This window comes from Thermococcus chitonophagus (genome assembly GCF_002214605.1).
Classification (GTDB): Archaea; Methanobacteriota_B; Thermococci; order Thermococcales; family Thermococcaceae; genus Pyrococcus; species Pyrococcus chitonophagus.
Genome location: NZ_CP015193.1, coordinates 189436 through 207690, shown reverse-complemented (window position 1 = coordinate 207690; position 18255 = coordinate 189436). Strand labels below are relative to the sequence as shown.

Here is an 18255-nt window from a genome sequence, read left to right as displayed (position 1 = left end):
TTTACGGAAAGGTTCACCCCGTGAACTTATAACTTTGGCGGTACTAGATAGACTGTCCTGTCCTCTCCTATTCCCTCTATAAGCCCACGGTGCCTCCTCACGCAACTCTCGCACTGCCCGCAGTGTATGGGCTTTCCATCCTCCGTGAATCCCTGGGGCATGTAGCATGAGTTTGAGTACTCGTATTTGGCATCCAGCTCCTTTAGAAGTTTGGCTATCCCCTTCTTATCCAGATTTATGAGGGGTGCAACGACCCTAACTGGATTTATGGTTGCTAGTTCTAGTGCCTTGTTGATTCTCTCGACGAAGTCTTGGGTGTTGTCCGGGAATGTGGCTCCTTCCTCAGCGTTGAAGCCCACGACTATATCTCCTCCCCCCATTGCATCAAGTAGAGAGGCAGCAACCGAAATCAAAACAAGATTCCTGGCAGGAACCCACACCGCTTTGGCAGTTTCCTTAGCTCTCTCAATGTTCTCCAGCTCTTCTGCTGTTACTTTGGGGGTTTCTCCTCCCACTAGCGTTGTTCCAGCTAGCTTAGAGAACTCTTCGAGGAAGTCTAGTCTAATAATTTTCAGCGGAACGTTGAGTTCTTTAGAGAAGAATTCTGCCACTTTATTTGTGACTCTCTCCTCATTACTTCCATAGTTGACCGTGAGCATAATAACCTCTTCGTAATTCCTCTTTGCCCAGTATAGGCAGGCCGTTGAATCCAGCCCTCCAGAGAATAAAACCACGGCACGCTTCATATCGGAAAGTAATTTAAGGGGTTTATGAAGTTTCCTTTGGTGTTTGTTATGGATAGAGTGAAGCTGGCCCTCATGCTCGTAATTCTAATGGGGATTATTGGGATTGTAATAACCAAGAGTGTAGTTCATTATCAGGGTGGGGAGATATATGAAGCTGCGAATGAGATTATGAATCTTCTGGCTAAGGGGTTTAACGTCACGGTCGAAGTGGAAACTGTTGATGGAAAAATTGTAAAGGGGGAAGCATTTGCAGCTAAAGGTTCTGAAATTACAATAATAGTTAATGGAAGTAGGGTAACGGTCGGTGGGCCTTCCGCGACTAAGGAGGAGATAAAAGCTAAAGTTATTAGGGTAATTTACCATGGCAAGGTTTATGTTTATGAGTTTCCTGGCACTCAGGGATATGGTAGAGATATTCTGCGGAATTTTCTTACTGGCAAAGAATATTCGGTTAGGTTCAGTGGAAGGATATATATAAAGAACATCTCGATTATAGAACTTGGAAAACTTAAGTATCTTGCAGATTATATGAGCTATGGCTCAATAACAATAAATGGCATATACGGTGACTCTGCGATAATTACGGCAAATTACGTTCCAGTCCAACTTCTAGAGGAGGAATTGAAAAATAAGGAGATATTTATTTATGGTATACTCTATGTTAATTCTGAATCTAGAACACTTCCCCTTAAGATTATTGAGGTGAGATCTCCATGAGAGGTCTCCCCCTTCTTATTCCTATTCTCCTCATGGCGTTTGTAAGTGTGGGACTAGGGAGAGTTAAGACGGTAGTTGTTGTTGGATTCTTTGGGATTCTCTTTATCCTGGGGTATAAGATCGGATTTCAAAGATTTGGTAATCCTAAGACCAGAATAGAGGTTAGGGAACAACCCTTTTTATATGCGTTATTATTATCTTTCCTTATAATACTATTCCAGATTGTTTTCATAACGAGGTCAGTACCTTTGTTGAATCCTTCTGTTCGGACACATCTTAATCCCAAACTAACAATGCTGACTTACCTTCTTGGACTTCCATCATCTACGTACCTAACTATTAAAGGAAAAAAGTTGGGTTACCTTTACATTCCTTTAGTTTCCCTGTATGCGTATAGAACCCCGGTTCTTGTCTCTGCTATAGCCATTACCTTGGCTTATCTAGAAGGAAAGAAAGTTCGAGGGGCTATACTTGCTGGCGTTGTGGGAGCCTTCGCAATTATTGGACTTTCCGTATTAAGAGGGGGTATGGATATTCTAATAAGAATCGAGGGGACCACGTCAGTTCTCGATGTGATAATTAAGCAGGCGAGCTTAGCGGGATTTTATAAAGGGCACCTCCAGTGGGCTGGTGTAACATCCTACATTGTTGGTGGTATAGGTCCCAGGGGCATGATAGCCCGGTACTTAGGTATATACCATGTCACAATTACCGCAACACTGGTAGGGGGCATGTACCTAGATTTTGGGCTGTTTGCGGGGATAGAAATGTTGTTGTTGGGGTTATACTATGGCATAACGGAAAAACTTATTTCTCCAATTTCCCGGGCTTTGTATTATGTTACGCTTGCCTATGGCTTAGTCGGAGTTGAAACTGGAATACTAGACTTGCCTACTTATCTAATGTTCCTTATAACAATTATACTTGCCTGGAGGGAATTTAATGGAAATGTCAGAGAAGCTATTCGTAGGATTTGGGCTCGCATTTATAATATTATCAGTTATAGGTAAGGTAGTTTTCTTTGATTCACAACTGGAGGTTGGTCCTCTAACCTATTCGATTCTTTATATAACATTCTTCGTTATTGGTCTTCACTGTAATGTCAAGGTTCCATCTTGGACTTGGCTTATCCTCTCTATTGGGATTATAGCCACTATGGGATGGATGTGGTTAGCTGTATGGCTAATTACTGCTATTCCTTTGGCGGTGTATCTTAGGATTAAAAAAAAGAATGGAACTATTGTTATTAGGAATGTTTTGATATTAGTTTCAGTCGCTGTTTTTGTTGTTCTACTCATTTGCAAATTTATCCCCCTGCTATACCCTGGACTTAGATTTAAGCCTCTTGCTGTTCTTTATCTTATCTCCGGATACGCAACAGCTTTAGCAGTTTCAATAACCCCCTCCCCTTATCTAGTGGCTTATGGTATGATACTCGGTATAGTCTCTACGTTTAGGAGTATAATAGCTCTCATTTTCTTGGCATGCATCTACAGGAGAAAATATATCTCATGGAAAACGATTTTTATTGCAATAGTAGCTGTTTTAATAATCTCACTGGCAAGAGGGCTAAACTTACATGACATTATTTTGAGGCCAGCTTTTACATACCAGGTTTACGAACGATTATATGAAATTGGAATGCCTTTTGGAAAGCTCTTCATACTTCCCGAGCCTATTCCTGGATATAAAGTTGCGGCTTTATATGGGAGTAAAACTAGGTACACATACACTATCTTTGGAGAGGCAGTAGCTGACTTTGGGGTTTTTGGTCTTTTTGAGGCTTTTGTTTTAGGAATTCTCGTCAGGACACTCAGAAGATTGGCATGGGCTCATTCTTTTGTTTTAGCTGTTTTGACACTTTCAATAGAATTGGGGCTAGATGCTCCAAAGCTTGCGGTAATATTTCTCTTTGGATTTATTACTGGCAATAATATTTATAATACGTTTAAACTTCCACTTGTCAAATTGAGGGTCAGTGGCTCTCAAAATGAGCACAATGAATCTTCTCGACAACATTGAACATTAACCCTCTAATAAATCCACGTTAATTTTAAATACGTTCCTTCTTTATCACTCCCGGTTATTCTAAGCCGGAGGTGAACGAAAATGGCGTACAAGTTCATAAAGTGGTTTGAGGAGCTCAGTAAAGAAGACGTGCCACTTGTCGGTGGTAAGGGAGCAAACCTCGGTGAAATGACAAAGGCTGGCATTCCAGTTCCGCCAGGATTCTGTGTTACAGCTGAGGCGTATAAGTACTTCGTTGAGAACGTTAAGGTTTCTAAGGAAGACGTTAAGAAGATCCTCGGTGAAAAGGCAAACAAGGGAACTATAGCTGAAGTTCTCGCCCAGGCTCCTGACGAGCCAAGGGTTCTCCAGGAGTGGATTATGGACATAATAAGCAGAACCAACGTTGATGACTCAAAGCAGCTTCAGGAGAACACTGAGGCAATTAGAGAGCTCATAAAGGCCCTTGACATGCCTCCAGAGATCGCCGATGAGATCAAGCAGGCTTACAAGGAGCTCAGCCAGAGGTTTGGTCAGGATGAGGTTTACGTTGCTGTCAGATCATCAGCTACCGCTGAGGATCTCCCAGAGGCCTCATTCGCCGGTCAGCAGGAGACCTACCTTGACGTTCTCGGTGCTGATGATGTTATCGACAAGGTGAAGAAGTGCTGGGCCTCACTCTGGACTGCAAGGGCAACCTTCTACAGGGCCAAGCAGGGCTTCGACCACAGCAAGGTTTACCTTAGTGCAGTAGTTCAGAAGATGGTCAACAGTGAGAAGAGCGGTGTCATGTTCACGGCCAACCCAGTTACCAACAACAGGAACGAGATAATGATCAACGCTTCTTGGGGTCTTGGTGAGGCTGTAGTTAGCGGTGCTGTAACCCCTGATGAGTACATTGTCGAGAAGGGCACCTGGAAGATCAAGGAGAAGGTCATCGCAAAGAAGGAGGTTATGGTCGTCAGGAACCCCGAGACCGGTAAGGGCACTGTGATGGTTAAGGTCGCCGAGTACCTTGGCCCAGAGTGGGTTGAGAAGCAGGTGCTCACCGATGAGCAGATCATTGAGGTTGCAAAGATGGGTCAGAAGATCGAGGAGCACTACGGCTGGCCACAGGACATCGAGTGGGCTTACGACAAGGATGACGGCAAGCTCTACATTGTCCAGAGCAGGCCAATCACAACCCTCAAGGAGACCACAGCCGAGGAGACCGAGGAGGTTGAGGAGGCAGAGGTCATCCTCAAGGGTCTCGGTGCCTCACCAGGAATCGGTGCCGGTAGGGTTGTAGTGATCTTCGACGCAAGCGAGATCGACAAGGTCAAGGAGGGTGACGTCCTCGTAACGACCATGACCAACCCGGACATGGTTCCAGCGATGAAGAGGGCTGCAGCAATCATAACTGACGAGGGTGGAAGAACGAGCCACGCCGCAATAGTTTCAAGAGAGCTCGGAATTCCCGCAGTAGTTGGTACCAAGGAGGCAACCAAGAAGCTCAAGACCGGAATGTACGTTACAGTTGACGGTACAAGAGGTCTCGTTTACAAGGGAATCGTCAAGAGCCTTGTCAAGAAGAAGGAGGAGGCTAAGGCTGAGGCTGGAGCAGCTGGAGCAGTTGCTGCTGCACCATTGGTCACCGGAACGCTCGTTAAGGTCAACGTTTCAATGCCAGAAGTTGCCGAGAGGGCTGCAGCAACTGGAGCTGATGGTGTAGGACTGCTCAGGGCTGAGCACATGATCCTCAGCATTGGACAGCACCCAATTAAGTTCATCAAGGAGGGCAAGTTTGACGAGCTCGTCGAGAAGCTTGCCGAGGGAATTGAGAAGGTTGCAGCAGCGTTCTATCCAAGGCCAGTCTGGTACAGGACCCTTGACGCTCCAACCAACGAGTTCAGGGAGATGCCCGGTGGAGAGGATGAGCCAGAAGAGAGGAACCCAATGCTTGGATGGAGAGGTATCAGGAGAGGGCTTGATCAGCCCGAGCTACTCAAGGCAGAGTTTGCAGCAATTAAGAAGGTCGTTGAGAAGGGCTACAACAACATCGGTGTAATGCTACCACTCGTCAGCCACCCAGAGCAGATAAGGAAGGCTAAGGAGATCGCTAGAGAGGTTGGCCTTGAGCCACACAAGGACGTTGCTTGGGGTGTCATGATCGAGGTTCCAGCTGCGGCAATAATCATCGAGGACCTCATCAAGGAGGGAATCGACTTCGTCAGCTTTGGAACCAACGACCTGACCCAGTACACCCTTGCAATTGACAGGGACAACGAGAGGGTTGCCAAGCTCTATGATGAGACCCACCCAGCAGTTCTTACGCTCATCAAGCACGTCATTAAGGTCTGTAAGAGGTACGGAGTTGAGACCAGCATCTGTGGACAGGCCGGAAGTGATCCAAAGATGGCAAGAATACTTGTTAGGCTTGGCATTGACAGCATCTCAGCCAACCCAGATGCAGTACAGCTAATCAGGCAGGTAGTTGCACAGGAAGAGAGGAAGCTCATGCTTGAGGCAGCAAGGAGGCAGCTCTTCGAGGAAGAGGAAGAAGAGGAGTTCTTCTGAATTCTTTCCCTTTCTTCAAGTAATATTTTTATCCATTCCTCTGGATTAGTTATTGGTGGATGGCATGTTCTTTGATAGGAAGGAAGAACTTAAGGCTTTACTGAGCTTAATCTCTTATGAACCAAACATGATAACTATCTATGGCCCGATAAATTCTGGGAAAACCGTTTTACTGATGGAACTGACTAAGAGGATTTCAAGAGAATTCGCGATCTTTTATATTAACCTCAGAGGGAGATTTATTAACAGTTACGAGGACTTCATGAAGGTTTTGTTTAGTGTCAAAGAAGGCTCTCTAAAGGAGTTATTAGTGGACGTTTTAAAGAGCGGTTTGGCATACCAAGGCATTCCGATCCCTGAAAAAGTCTTCAGAGACTTGATTGAAAATAAGAATGGGGATCCATTTGTGTTTTTAGAGGACTATTTTAGAGAGCTAAGGGATAAAGAGAGAAAACCCATTTTAGTTATAGATGAGCTACAGGTTATAGGGGATCTAAAAGTTGATGGGCCCTTGATATATAAGCTCTTTAACTTCTTCGTTAGGCTCACAAAAGAGACCCATCTAGTCCATGTTTTTGTTGTTACATCTGATAGTCTATTCATAGAGAAAGTCTACAATGAAGCAATGCTTCAAGGGAGGGCGGACTACTTCCTAGTTGATGATCCTAAGGGGGGAATTTTAAGGCCCCAAGGGAAGCTCGAACTTTTGGCCATAAGGAGGGCACTTGAAAAGTTATAGTGGGGGTGGTAGATGTGAAAATCGTTGGCTTATTCTTAGCGAGTGAGCTTCACGGTGAAAGCTACTACAGGAAGGTCATGGAGAGCTTTAAGGGGGAGTTTCCTAAGGATCTCGTGAGCTTTAGCGATGTTAATAATGTTTCTGGAGTAGATAATGCCGACATTGTACTGCTTTTCCTGCTGACTGGAGGAACCAGCAAAAAAGCTAAGGAGGTAATAAAAGCTGGGAAGCCAACGATTCTAATTACCCACGGAAAGCACAACAGCCTTCCAAGCGGTTTGTCCGCTAAGGCTTGGGCTGAGGCCAATGGTTACAGTGTCTACCTGTACCATGTGGAATCCCCGGAGGAGCTAGGAGGTTTAATAAGGGGATTAAAGGCGTATAAAAGGCTGAAGAACCTGAGGATCCTCGAGATAACGAGTGATGGCGAAGTAAGTGAGAACGCTAAGGTATTCTCGGAGGTTTTCGGTTCTAAGGTCTATGCAGTAAGTTATGAAAGGATAAGGGAAGTTGGGTGGAGTGCAGGTGAGAATGAAATAAAGGAGTTTCTTGCCAAGGTTAGGGTTCTCATAAACGCTGAGGGGGAGAAGGTCAAGGATGTTGTGAGGATCTATTATGCGTTAAAGAAGTTAAAGGACGAGTACGGAGCTAACGCCATAGTAATTGACTGCTTTCCCCTCGTGGTTAAGTACAAGCTAACTCCCTGCCTTGCTGTAGCAATGATGAACGCTGAGGGGATCCCAACCGCATGCGAGGATGATTTCCACAGCTTGCTCATGCTTACGATAAGCTATGAGCTAACCGACAGTCCCGGATGGATAGCAAACCCGAGCGGATTCACGAAAAATGGCGAGCTGAAGCTTGCCCACTGTACGATAGCACCTACCCTGGGCAGGAACTGTAGCTTAGTTTCCCACTTCGAGAGCGGTTATCCCTATGCCGTGACGTGCGAAATAAAGTACGATAGGCTCATAATAGGCAGGGTGAGTTTAGACTACTCAAAGCTTTCCTACTTCGTTGCGAGAAAAGTGAGAAGTGGCCTCCTTGAGGAAGGCCTTTGCAGAACCCAGCTGGTGGTGGACATAGGAAGGGAGTTCTTGGAGAAAGCCCTAGGTAACCACCACGTTGTGATGCCTTATACCCCTGAGGCTCTGGAAGGCCTGAAAGTCGTTAGCTGGCTCCTGGGATAACCTTTTTACCCGTTTTATCAGAATTGGCCTTAGGTGGTAGCATGTTCTTCGATAGGGAGAGGGAGCTTAGGAAGTTGTTGATCATGGTTTCCTATGATCAAACATGATAACCTTTATCTACGGCCCAATAAATTCTGGAAAGACCGCATTAATGAATGAATTTATCAAAAGGCTTCCAAACGATTATGTTGTTTTTCAAGTTTAACCTCAGGAGAACTCCTATTACAAGCTATGAAGAGTTCGTTGATATATTGTTTTCACTTGAATTCAGGAATAGTGTGAAAACATTAAAGGAGGCAGTTTCTCTAATATTATCGGCGGGAAAAGAGGCTTTTGGATTTCCTATCCCTGCAGAGCTTCTAAATGAAATAGTTAGAGAGAAGAAACCTAAGAATGCCTTCGCTTATATTGCAACTTTAATGAAGGAGGTTAAGGAGGCGGGTAAGAATCCTATTTTGATTGTTGATGAGTTGCAGGTTATTGAGGACTTAAAGGTTAATGGCTCGTTGATCTATGAGATGTTCAACTTCTTTGTTCACTTGACTAAGGAGGAGCACTTATCCCATGTTTTTGTTGTTACATCTGATAGTCTATTCATAGAGAAAGTCTACAATGAAGCAATGCTTCAAGGGAGGGCGGACTACCTTCTAGTTGATGATTTCGATAAGGAAACTGCCCTAAATTCCTCGTGTCCCAGGGATTCACTAATGATGAGGCTGAGCTAGTCTGGAGCTACTTTGGGGGTAAGCCTGTTTACCTTGTCGAGGCTTTAAAGCACAGGGAAGAGCTTAAGGAATGGTGCGAGGAAGTCCTCGAGGACAAGACGAGCTGGTTAGTCCTATCTCTCAACTCGATAAGGAGAAAGAATTCAGAGTTGTTCAAGGATATTTTGGCGCTTCTCAATGAGTTCATCGACAAGGAGATAGTAAAGTGTAATGAGATAAATGACGCAGTTTTCTGGGCTGTTAAGAACAATATCCTCTTCTTTGATCCGAAAAAAAGGCTCCTGAGGTCTCAGGGCAGGCTTGAGCTCTTGGCGATAAGGAGGACGTTGGATGAGGTTGGATAAGGTTTTTATCCCCTCCTGTGTTCTCGTCTAAGATGATAGTTGCAATAATAGACGGCTACACGGATGAACCCGCGGGGCTTGGCGTTCCTCCCTACATGGGCCTCTACCCAAGGTACGCCTATGGTGCGATAAAGAAGGCTAGGAGAGATGCTAACGTATTCTACCTCACGATTGACGATTTGAGGGCGACATTCGAGGGTGAAGACGGAATTAGAACGAGAAACAAAACTCCGAACTTTCCCAAGGCTAGAGAGATACTTGAGAAGGCCGATGTTATAATTTTCATAGGTGGCCTTCACACTCCGGGAAAGTATCTTTCAGCTGTTCCTGGGAGTGTTGAAGAGGTTGCAAAGTTCATAGGCGGATTTAATGCCGTTAAGATCTTGGGTGGGCCCGCCTTCATGGGTTCGGCAAAGATAGGTGGGGTTAAGATAACGACTAGGGAACTTAAGTTCGCCGAGGAGGTTTTTGATTACGTGGTCTACGGCGACCTTGAGGCCTTCCTCTATGACTACTTCTCCGGTAGGGATCTTGACCCATTCAGGTTTAGAACTTATGAGGAGTTGCAGCCCTACGCTTTACTGGGGGCAGAAGTTGTCAAGCAGTTCCCGGGCTACCCTGAATTCGTATTGGCTGAGATAGAAACCCAGCGTGGCTGTCCCAAGGCGATGGGTATAGGAGGTTGTTCCTTCTGTACGGAGCCAGTTCGCTATCCTATCGTAGAGAACAGGCCCCAGAAATTCGTTGCCCAGGAAGTTGAAGCTCTCTACAGGCTGGAAGTAAGGCACTTCAGGATAGGGAGGCAGAGTTGCATCTTCTCCTACATGGCCGAGCCCAACGGTAGGGTTCCGATTCCAAAGCCTGAGGAAGTTGAAAAGCTGTTTAAAGCAGTTAGAAGTGTTGCGCCAAACGTTAAAACCCTCCACGTGGACAATGCAAATCCAGCGGTGATCGCTAACTACCCAGAAGAGAGCAGGAGGATTGCAAAGGCCATAATTAAGTACGGAACCCCGGGGAACGTGGTTGCCTTTGGATTGGAAACTGCGGATCCAAAGGTGGCCAAGCTGAACAACCTCAACGCTACCCCAGAGGAAACCTACGAGGCCGTAAAGATAATAAACGAGGTTGGAGGAAGGAGAGGCTACAACGGCCTTCCCTGGCTCCTTCCTGGGATAAACATAATCTTTGGACTTCCTGGGGAAACAAAGAGAACGTACGAACTTACATTCCAGTTTTTAAAGAAGATACTCGATGACGGTTTGATGCTCAGGAGGATAAACATCAGGCAGGTCGTTGTGTTCCCCGGGACACCGCTTTGGAACATGAGGGATAAGGTGAAGACTGAGAAGCACAAGAAGCTGATAGAGCACTACAGGCATAAGATAAGGCATGAGATAGACCTCCCAATGCTCAAGAGAGTAGTTCCAGTAGGGACGATTCTGAGGGACGTGAGGATGGAGGTTTATGATAATGGACTAACCTTTGGCAGGCAGTTCGGAAGCTATCCCCTGATAGTTGGCGTGCCCAAGAGGCTTGAGCTCGACAAATATTACGATGTAATGATAGTCGATCATGGACTCAGAAGCGTTACCGGCATTCCGGTTCCCATTGACGTTAACAGGGAGAGCTCCAAGGTTTTGAAGTGGCTTCCTGGGGTGGGGAAGAAGACCCTAGCTAAAATTCTAGCAAAAAGGCCTTTCAAGAGCGAGGATGAGTTCCTTAATTTGCTTCCCCAGGATGCAAGGGGCCTTTATAAGGGTCATGTTAAGTTGTAGAGGAACTCTGGAATTTCCTCTCCACCGATGATCATAACATCCCTGGGATACTTCTTCTTTATTCTTCCAGACTTGACCTCGATTTTAATGCCCTTAGCAACAGCGTCGATCTCGTATCTGTCCGTTCTGAAGTAAAATACCTCTCCAAATTTCCTGTATAAGTGTTTCTGCACGATCCACTCGTACAGCACGTCCTTCCCTATCTCCCTTCCCGCCCACTTCGCTAAAGCTCTTGCAATTAGAGGATCTCTTATTATGAACTTTCTGTCTTTTCTCTCTATTATTCTTCCCCCTTCGTCCCTGAAGGGTATTTGGAGGAGAATGTGAAGGGCTTCAAACACTTCAATGTACTCTCTTACCGTTGGGACTGATACGCCTGACCTTTCAGCGAGCTTTCTGAAGGATACAGGATCGGGAGCAACGTCAATTATGGCTCCTATTACATCCCTAGCGATACTCGTGCTCTTTCCAAGGGTTAGAATGTCTGATTTTACTGTTAAGATTACGTCTTTTGTCGTGAGCATTCCGTTGAGATAGGCCAGGTATCCTCCGGTTTCTAGGTAGTTCTCGAAGACTTCACTGGCCTTCGAGCGAGCAAACTCTTGGTAGAATAAGTGATAGTACTCTCTGAATGAGAGGGGAGTAACCTCTATAATTCTTCCTCTGCCCATTCTACCTCCAAATGCTCCTATAATCCTTTCCCTGGCGAGGGTTATTGATCCAGTTACTGTGAGAACATCATCAATGAATTTTTTCCTGTCAATAAGGTACTTAACTCCCCTCCACCAGTCTGGGAGCAAGGTTACTTCATCAAGGAATATATACGAACTCTTCACTCCTTTGCGTCTTCTTATTTTGAAGTATGCTTCCATTACCTTCACAAGCTCTTTATAACTCTCTAAAATGCTGCAGTCGAAGTAGAATACTGAGTATGGGTTTTTTGAATGCTCCAAGATGTTTTTTATCAATAGCTTCATTCCGAGGGTTTTTCCAACTCTCCTTGGTCCTAGGATGAAATTAAGGGAGAATGGCTGGAGGGAGATTTCTTCTATCCATTTTGGCGTTATCCTGTATCTCAGCTTCTTAAATTCTCTCAATTCTGGATCTTCTTCATGTATCCACCATGGATTCTGATCTTCAAGTAGTCCAATCATGTTAACTTGTACTTTACATATCTTTATAAATATTGTCAACTGTTGCTTTACACAATATTGCAATATCCTGACAAACATGCCTCAGCTTTTCGGTGGATTTTTAAATTCAGGTGTTAACTGGAGAGCAAAGGGGGTGAAAGAATGGACAAGGTCTATCTAACTTGGTGGCAAGTTGACAGGGCGATATTCGCTCTAGCCGATAAGCTGAGGGAGTACAAGCCAGACGTAATCGTTGGCGTCGCAAGGGGAGGGTTAATTCCAGCCGTTAGGTTGAGCCACATCCTTGGCGATCTTCCGCTCAAGGTAATCGACGTTAAGTTCTACAAGGGGATAGATGAGAGGGCAGAGAAGCCTGTGATTACAATCCCGATACATGGAGATCTTAAGGACAAGAAGGTTGTGATAGTGGATGATGTCAGCGATACTGGAAAAACCTTGGAGGTAGTGATAGAGGAAGTAAAGAGGCTTGGTGCGAAGGAGATAAAGGTCGCCTGCTTGGCAATGAAGCCTTGGACTTCCGTAGTTCCGGACTATTATGTCTTCAGGACTGACAAGTGGATAGTCTTTCCATGGGAGGAATTTCCAGTCGTTACCAAAGAGTAGCTTTATATATTTTTAACTACACTCTAAACCATCATGAAGTGGATATCACTATTTGTAATGCTATTAATCCTTCCTTGGGTGGTTGCCGGGAATGAGGTAGTGAAGGAGTGCTCCTGGGTTGTCACCTTTAATTCAACTTCTCCGTGGTTCTGCGTCAACGTCATCGATTACCACGACTTTGGCTCGAATATTTTGGTTATTGGCTCCGCGAAGATGCCTGCTCACCCTAAGGACTCGCTTTGGGTGGCAGTTTTGGACAGGGACGGGAATTTGGTTGTGCAAAAGGTCATCGCCTCAGAATACTATATGGTTCCAGAGGCAGTAGTATTCGTAAAGGACTCGGTGATAGTGGCCGGGATTGCTGGAGGAGGCAGTGATGCTCCTTGGATAGGTTACTACTTTGTGACCAGAGTACTCAGGGATGGAAAAGTATCCTGGGCAAAATACTACACGGCGGGCTTGTCTGGAGAGGATGTTTTCTGGACGCTCAACGTTACGGGTCTGGAGTGCCAAGATACATGCATCGTGAATACGGAATCTACAAGCTTCGTGATAAGATTGGACGGCGAGGTTATAACTCCCGAGAACGTCACGGGCTTCACCCTCAATTATGAGGAGATTCCTACCAATTTCACAGTTTCTAAATCTGAATTGAAGTGCTTCCCGTGGTGGGCCGCTGGGGTTATAGGGGTTGTTGTATTGATATTGATATTGAGGTGGAGGAGATGATCCACAGGATATTCGACAGGTTCGTTAACGTGTATATAATCGAGAGGGAGGATCACCTAATCCTCGTGGATGCTGGCCTTGAGGAGACCTGTGAAAAGATCATTGAGAAAGTTAAGGAGCTCGATAAACCTCTGACAACTGTATTTCTGACTCACCACCACTTTGATCACACGGGCTCCCTGAGGTGCCTGAGAGAGAAGTTCCCAGGGATTAAGGTTGTTGCTCACGAGTTGGATGCTCCCAGGATCGGAGAGGTGGATGTGAAAGTTAAAGGTGGGGAAGTCATTGACGGGTTAAAGATATTCCACATGCCAGGGCACACTCAGGGTAGCATAGTTCTCTTGGACTTGGAATCAAAGTCTTTGTTCCCTGGGGATCTTCTGATGGAGGAAAATGGGAGGTTAAAGGAGATTCCGCAAATGTATTCCTTGAACCCTGAAGAGAATAGGCAGAGAATCAAGGAATTGCTTGAGATAGACTTCGAGAACCTTTATCCAGCTCACGGCGAGCCCATAATAGGGAACGCAAAGGAGAAATTGGAGGAGCTCGTCAGGAAACTATTTCCCTGATTGCGAGTAGATCGAGCCTTGACTGTGGCTTTAGAACTCCTCTTACTGGATCGAAGAACAGGACGTTGTTTTCCACTAGGTTCTCTATTTCCTCATCAAGTTCTTCAATAATGATCTCCTCTTTATCCTTGAACTCCCTGAGTATTTTGAAGTCCCTTTCCTTTATTATCTCCTTTATCTGCCTTTTCCTTAACGAAAGCTGACTTTCACAAAATTCCTTTAAGTTCTCCCTGTTGTTTATAGCCTCAATCAAGAATACGGGTTTACCTCCGAAGTATTTCCGCGTTAGCTCAATTTCCTCACTTGAGAATCCGTGTTTTCTCAGGAACCCTTCAGTGGTTTTATAATCAAAGTCGTCTACAAGGAAGTATCTTGCCCTCCCATAGAGCTTCGTTTCTCTGAACACTTTCTCTATAAATAGTGAATCCGAGGTAATAGCGAATACGTGTGCCGAGTGGTTCTCCTTAGTTAGGCTTATGAAGAGATTGAAGAGCTCGTACAGCAGGTAACCGTTTATCTTAATATCCTTGATCTTCTGGAGCTCGTCCAATACTATTATTGGTGTCCTTCCGCTGTCCTTGAGCTCTTTTGTTAGGGTCACGATGTACTTGAATGCATCTCCGGGCTTATCTCTGCTAAATATCTTCTCAAGTAAATTTCTTGAGATTGGAATTCCCATGAACTTCGTGGTTTCCTCCAGCAGGTCAAGAACTTTAACGTCAAAGGTCTCGAAGAGTTCTTGAATACCTTTATCATTCTCTCCCTGAGGTTGATGTAGAATGTCACGTAATCCTTCGGGAGATCTTCGATTATCTTCTTTATTAAGGCCGTTTTCCCGCTGTTTATTGGCCAATGTAATTAGCGTTGGTTCATTCTTATTCTTTGTTTATTATCTTCCTGCTTCTTAATTCCTTCAATTTCCTTCTCTCTGTTATAGAACTCCATTTAATCACCGTCAGTCATCGCAGGCCTCATCACCGCTCAGAGCTGGATCCTTCATCATCCTTTAATAGCTCTCCCAAAATCTCTTTAACCTTTTCCTCTAACTTTCTCTCGGTGGTATCATGAGGGCGTTTATAGCCATAGACGTCAGCGAGGAGGTTAGGGATGCCATAGTTAAAGCTCAAGACTTCATAGGAACTAAAGAGGCGAAGATAAAGTTCGTTGAGAGGGAAAACCTTCACATAACATTGAAGTTTCTTGGCGAGATTACGCAGGAGCAGGCCGAAGAAATAAAGAAAGTTCTCGCGGAGATAGCTAAGAGGCATAGGAAGCATGAAGTGAGGGTTAAAGGTATAGGGGTCTTCCCGAACCCAAACTACGTTAGGGTCATATGGGCTGGGGTTGAGAACGACGAGGGGATAAAGGCCATAGCCCAGGATATAGAAAGGGAACTCTCAAAGCTAGGCTTCAAGAAGGACAAGGAGTTCGTTGCCCACGTTACAATCGGTAGGGTTAAGTTCGTTAAGGATAAGCTTGGCTTGGCGATGAAGCTCAAGGAATTGGCCAACGAGGACTTTGGAACGTTTAGAGTTGAGGCGATAGAGCTGAAGAAGAGTACTCTAACCCCTAAGGGGCCGATATATGAAACCCTGGCAAGGTTCGAGCTCTCGGAGTGATATCCATGGAGCTTTTATCTCAAGTTCTTGAGAGGATAAAGCCCAGGGAAGAGGATTATAGAGAGCTAAATGAGGTTAGATTGTATCTTCTTGAGCTGGTTAAGTCCTCCTCAGAAGAGCTTGGTCTTGAGGTTAAGCCTTACTTCGTTGGATCCCTTGAGAAGGACACGTTTCTAAGGGGTGACCATGACATAGACTTGTTTTTGGCCTTTCCCTTAGATACTCCCCTTGAGGTGCTCAGGGAGAAGGGGCTTGAGCTGGCAAAGAGAATTGCCGAAGATCTCGACCGTTATGAAGTGGCATATGCTGAGCATCCTTACGTTAGGGCCTACTATAAGGGTTTTCAAGTTGATCTCGTCCCTTGCTATGACGTTAGGGATTGGAGGGACGTAAAAACTGCAGTTGACAGGTCTATACTCCACACGAGGTGGGTTCTTGAGAACCTCAGCGGAAGGAACGATGAGGTTAGGCTCTTTAAGAAATTCTTGAAGGGGATAAACGCTTACGGAAGCGAGATTTATGTTAGAGGATTCTCAGGTTACCTCGCGGAGATACTCGTTATAAAGTTTGGCTCCTTCCTTGAGGTTCTTGAAAAGCACGACTTTATGCTCAGGCAGAAGGTTATCGATCCTGGGAACTGGCTTAAGAGAGAACCCGAGATTGCAATGAAGACTGTGAAGAGGGAGATAGAGGAGGATAAACCATTGGTAGTTATAGATCCTGTAGACCCCAGGAGGAACGTTGCGGCTAACTTAAGCTGGGAGCGCTATGGTCTCTTCTACTTCAACGCTAAGAAGTTCTTAGAGAATCCTTCCCAAGAGTTCTTCTTCCCTAGGGTCACCCCTGGGAACTACTTGAATGAACTCAAGAGAAAGGGGACTCATCTTCTCACGCTCCTGTTTAATCCACCCGATATAGTTGATGACCTCTTGTTACCACAGGTTGAGAAGACGGCTAAGGGCCTAGCTAGGCAGCTCGAGCTGGAGGGCTTTAAGGTTTTAGGCATTGACTATGGGAGGAATTTCATCTTTCTCGAGGTCGATAGACTTGAGAGGCCAATAGTTTCGATAAAGCGAGGTCCCCTCTACTTTTCGTCACATGGCTTGAGGTTCTATGCGAGGAACGAGAGGGTTTGGATCGAGGGAAAGGATCTGTACTCCGAGAAACCTACTGAGGGCTGGATAGTAGATGTTCTCGAGAAGATACTAAAGAGCGGAATGTTTTCTGCTGGAAAGCAGGTTAAAAAGGCCGTGCAGGAGGCCGATATATTGGTTGATTATGTTCCAAGAAGCTTACGGAAGGACGCTTACTTGTTCCTCTCAAGGATGAAGTTTAGAATTAAGTGAAGGTTAAATATTCGAACTTGTTACATTGTCATGGGGTGGGGTATGAGGATAAGGGATATTATAACATCGTTCCGCCCCGGCGAAAACGTGTTGGTCAGATATACTCCCGACTCATCTCCTGAGCTGCTCTTCTATCTTATTGTGACCGCTGGCAGAGAAGTTATTGTAAGCGACATAATGGATACGCTGTCTGAATACTGCAAGAGGCTCTCCCTCCTCCAATTAAACGTGTGTGATAACCTTAAAGTCATCAAGATAGGAGGCTTTAGGAGTGTTGGTGAGATTCTGGAGAAGATGGAGGCTGATAAGTACGCTCTTGATATGGGAAGCTACTCAAAGCTTGTTGGGGAGAACGTTTTCAGCGTTGTTCTTGGTCTCCACAAGTTGGCAAGTATGCTGACTAGGGAAGAACTGTTTAACCTTGTTGGTAACCTCTCCTCCCTCATAGGGGAGAAGGGGAGAGTTACCTTCTACTTCGTTAACAAAGAGTTCATAGATAAGACAGGTCTTGGGGCTATGGAGCTTTGGAATGAAATCGCAACTTCCATAATAGACTGGAGGCGGATTGGCAAGAGGTTACTTCTTCACGTTGTTAAATCTGCGAATCCGGAAATAGAGGATCTAACTCTGGGCACTACTGCCCCTGAGATACTTCGAGGGGATAGGGTTTAGGTTTAAACGTTTCCTTTTCCATATCGACGTCGATCACGTATATCGTTGAGTTTTCTACATCATCCAGCGGTAGGAACGTGTACAACTCGAGTGTCGAGGACATCATTGCAAATAAATCGGCACTGTAAAATGAGAGCAGTCTCATGTAGTTTTTTTCTGCTTCCTTCTCAAGGAACTCCTCTCTCATGTATGCAGTTCCAAAGAGTTTGATATTCTCGGGCTCTAGGATTATCCCGCCGGTGTTTAGGGATGTCCTAACTACTCCCTTGAGAAGGGCCATCCTCTCAACTATGCTATTGTCGTCGGTATCCTTTAGGAATAAGGAGACGTACATTCCTGCTAGATACGAATCTGATGCTTTTTCAAACCTTTCCTTGGGTAGCCTCAGGCCCTCGAGGAGGAGATCTTTTATTAGATCTCCATTGTGCATGAAGAATAGCTGGTAACCGTGAGGGCTTCCGTAGGCAAAAGGTTGAGTGTTAAATAGGTTCACTCCGCCTTGACTTGCTGCCCTTGAGTGGAGTAGTAGAACACCGAACCCTCTTAACTTATCCATCAGTTGTGTGGCTTTTTCGTCCTCAAAAATCGGCTTTGGTGATCTGTAATACTCGATTTTCTCTTTTGTTATGAGAACGTATCCCCATCCATCTCTGTGCTGGTTTCCTCTTCCTCTCGCCGCCTTGTATGGGTCATTTTCTGAGGCCTTTATGAGGGCCTCGACGAGGGGTCTCATTCTGTACCCCTCTCCTGCAGCTAGAAGAATT

20 protein-coding genes are annotated in these 18255 nt (G+C 45.3%); 16 read left to right on the top strand and 4 right to left on the bottom strand.

The annotated features are described in order from the left end of the window. Positions 1-26: 26 nt before the first annotated feature. Positions 27-746, bottom strand: a complete 720-nt coding sequence (gene queC / locus A3L04_RS01215) for a 7-cyano-7-deazaguanine synthase QueC (RefSeq protein WP_068575967.1) — start codon at positions 744-746, stop codon at positions 27-29. Between the two features lie 48 nt (positions 747-794). On the opposite strand from queC, the gene A3L04_RS01210 reads away from it, so the two are divergent. The 10 genes from A3L04_RS01210 (at position 795) to A3L04_RS01175 (ending at position 10799) form a co-directional block, all read left to right on the top strand. After that, positions 795-1463 carry a TrmB family transcriptional regulator sugar-binding domain-containing protein gene (locus tag A3L04_RS01210; protein WP_068575964.1) on the top strand — a complete coding sequence of 223 codons (669 nt, stop codon included), beginning with the start codon at positions 795-797 and terminating at the stop codon, positions 1461-1463. Beyond that, positions 1460-2473, top strand: coding sequence for a hypothetical protein (locus A3L04_RS01205; RefSeq protein ID WP_068575963.1), 1014 nt, complete (start codon positions 1460-1462; stop codon positions 2471-2473). Before A3L04_RS01210 ends, A3L04_RS01205 begins: the two co-directional genes overlap by 4 nt. Further along, complete coding sequence (locus A3L04_RS01200; RefSeq protein WP_068575961.1) at positions 2406-3485, top strand: hypothetical protein; 1080 nt, start codon at positions 2406-2408, stop codon at positions 3483-3485. The genes A3L04_RS01205 and A3L04_RS01200 overlap by 68 nt, the downstream gene beginning before the upstream one ends. Positions 3486-3572: 87 nt before the next feature. Next, positions 3573-6026, top strand: coding sequence for a phosphoenolpyruvate synthase (ppsA, locus tag A3L04_RS01195; protein ID WP_068575959.1), 2454 nt, complete (start codon positions 3573-3575; stop codon positions 6024-6026). A 64-nt stretch (positions 6027-6090) separates the two neighbouring features. Further along, entirely contained in the window at positions 6091-6765 is a 675-nt protein-coding gene (locus tag A3L04_RS01190; RefSeq protein ID WP_068575957.1) for an ATP-binding protein, read from the top strand. 14 nt (positions 6766-6779) lie between these two features. Further along, complete coding sequence (locus tag A3L04_RS01185; protein ID WP_068575955.1) at positions 6780-7955, top strand: hypothetical protein; 1176 nt, start codon at positions 6780-6782, stop codon at positions 7953-7955. Between the two features lie 103 nt (positions 7956-8058). Beyond that, the gene (locus A3L04_RS11165) at positions 8059-8160 is read left to right on the top strand and encodes an ATP-binding protein (RefSeq protein WP_231963811.1); all 102 of its coding nucleotides are present in this window, start codon (positions 8059-8061) and stop codon (positions 8158-8160) included. Continuing rightward, a complete protein-coding gene (locus A3L04_RS11160; protein ID WP_231963810.1) occupies positions 8141-8680 on the top strand; it encodes an ATP-binding protein in 540 nt (179 codons plus the stop codon). The genes A3L04_RS11165 and A3L04_RS11160 overlap by 20 nt, the downstream gene beginning before the upstream one ends. Next, on the top strand, positions 8644-9024 hold the full coding sequence (locus A3L04_RS11155; RefSeq protein ID WP_231963809.1) for a hypothetical protein: 381 nt from the start codon (positions 8644-8646) through the stop codon (positions 9022-9024). The genes A3L04_RS11160 and A3L04_RS11155 overlap by 37 nt, the downstream gene beginning before the upstream one ends. A gap of 32 nt (positions 9025-9056) precedes the next feature. Next, entirely contained in the window at positions 9057-10799 is a 1743-nt protein-coding gene (locus A3L04_RS01175; RefSeq protein ID WP_068575953.1) for a radical SAM protein, read from the top strand. On the opposite strand, the gene A3L04_RS01170 is transcribed toward A3L04_RS01175, so the two are convergent. After that, entirely contained in the window at positions 10784-11953 is a 1170-nt protein-coding gene (locus tag A3L04_RS01170; protein WP_068575951.1) for an ATP-binding protein, read from the bottom strand. The genes A3L04_RS01175 and A3L04_RS01170 overlap by 16 nt on opposite strands. A 141-nt stretch (positions 11954-12094) precedes the next feature. Here A3L04_RS01170 and A3L04_RS01165 point away from each other — a divergent pair, with 141 nt between their 5' ends. From A3L04_RS01165 to A3L04_RS01155, 3 genes are read left to right on the top strand one after another with little or no spacing between them, the layout of a single operon-like run. Next, positions 12095-12556: a phosphoribosyltransferase gene (locus tag A3L04_RS01165; RefSeq protein ID WP_068575949.1), complete on the top strand. Its 462-nt coding sequence runs from the start codon at positions 12095-12097 to the stop codon at positions 12554-12556. Positions 12557-12589: 33 nt separating this feature from the next. Next, a complete protein-coding gene (locus tag A3L04_RS01160) occupies positions 12590-13285 on the top strand; it encodes a hypothetical protein (RefSeq protein ID WP_157092389.1) in 696 nt (231 codons plus the stop codon). Further along, complete coding sequence (locus A3L04_RS01155; protein ID WP_068575945.1) at positions 13282-13854, top strand: MBL fold metallo-hydrolase; 573 nt, start codon at positions 13282-13284, stop codon at positions 13852-13854. Before A3L04_RS01160 ends, A3L04_RS01155 begins: the two co-directional genes overlap by 4 nt. On the opposite strand, the gene A3L04_RS01150 is transcribed toward A3L04_RS01155, so the two are convergent. Further along, positions 13835-14707: an ATP-binding protein gene (locus A3L04_RS01150; protein WP_157092388.1), complete on the bottom strand. Its 873-nt coding sequence runs from the start codon at positions 14705-14707 to the stop codon at positions 13835-13837. The two genes, A3L04_RS01155 and A3L04_RS01150, sit on opposite strands and share 20 nt — an antisense overlap. A 211-nt stretch (positions 14708-14918) precedes the next feature. On the opposite strand from A3L04_RS01150, the gene thpR reads away from it, so the two are divergent. From thpR to A3L04_RS01135, 3 genes are read left to right on the top strand one after another with little or no spacing between them, the layout of a single operon-like run. Next, entirely contained in the window at positions 14919-15473 is a 555-nt protein-coding gene (gene thpR / locus A3L04_RS01145) for an RNA 2',3'-cyclic phosphodiesterase (RefSeq protein WP_068575943.1), read from the top strand. Between the two features lie 5 nt (positions 15474-15478). Continuing rightward, positions 15479-16819 carry a CCA tRNA nucleotidyltransferase gene (gene cca, locus A3L04_RS01140; protein WP_068575941.1) on the top strand — a complete coding sequence of 447 codons (1341 nt, stop codon included), beginning with the start codon at positions 15479-15481 and terminating at the stop codon, positions 16817-16819. A gap of 42 nt (positions 16820-16861) precedes the next feature. Continuing rightward, positions 16862-17491 (top strand): DUF257 family protein, encoded by a 630-nt coding sequence (locus tag A3L04_RS01135; protein ID WP_157895679.1) that lies wholly within the window; start codon positions 16862-16864, stop codon positions 17489-17491. On the opposite strand, the gene A3L04_RS01130 is transcribed toward A3L04_RS01135, so the two are convergent. Next, positions 17454-18224, bottom strand: coding sequence for a class II glutamine amidotransferase (locus tag A3L04_RS01130; RefSeq protein WP_172799776.1), 771 nt, complete (start codon positions 18222-18224; stop codon positions 17454-17456). The genes A3L04_RS01135 and A3L04_RS01130 overlap by 38 nt on opposite strands. Positions 18225-18255: the final 31 nt, after the last annotated feature.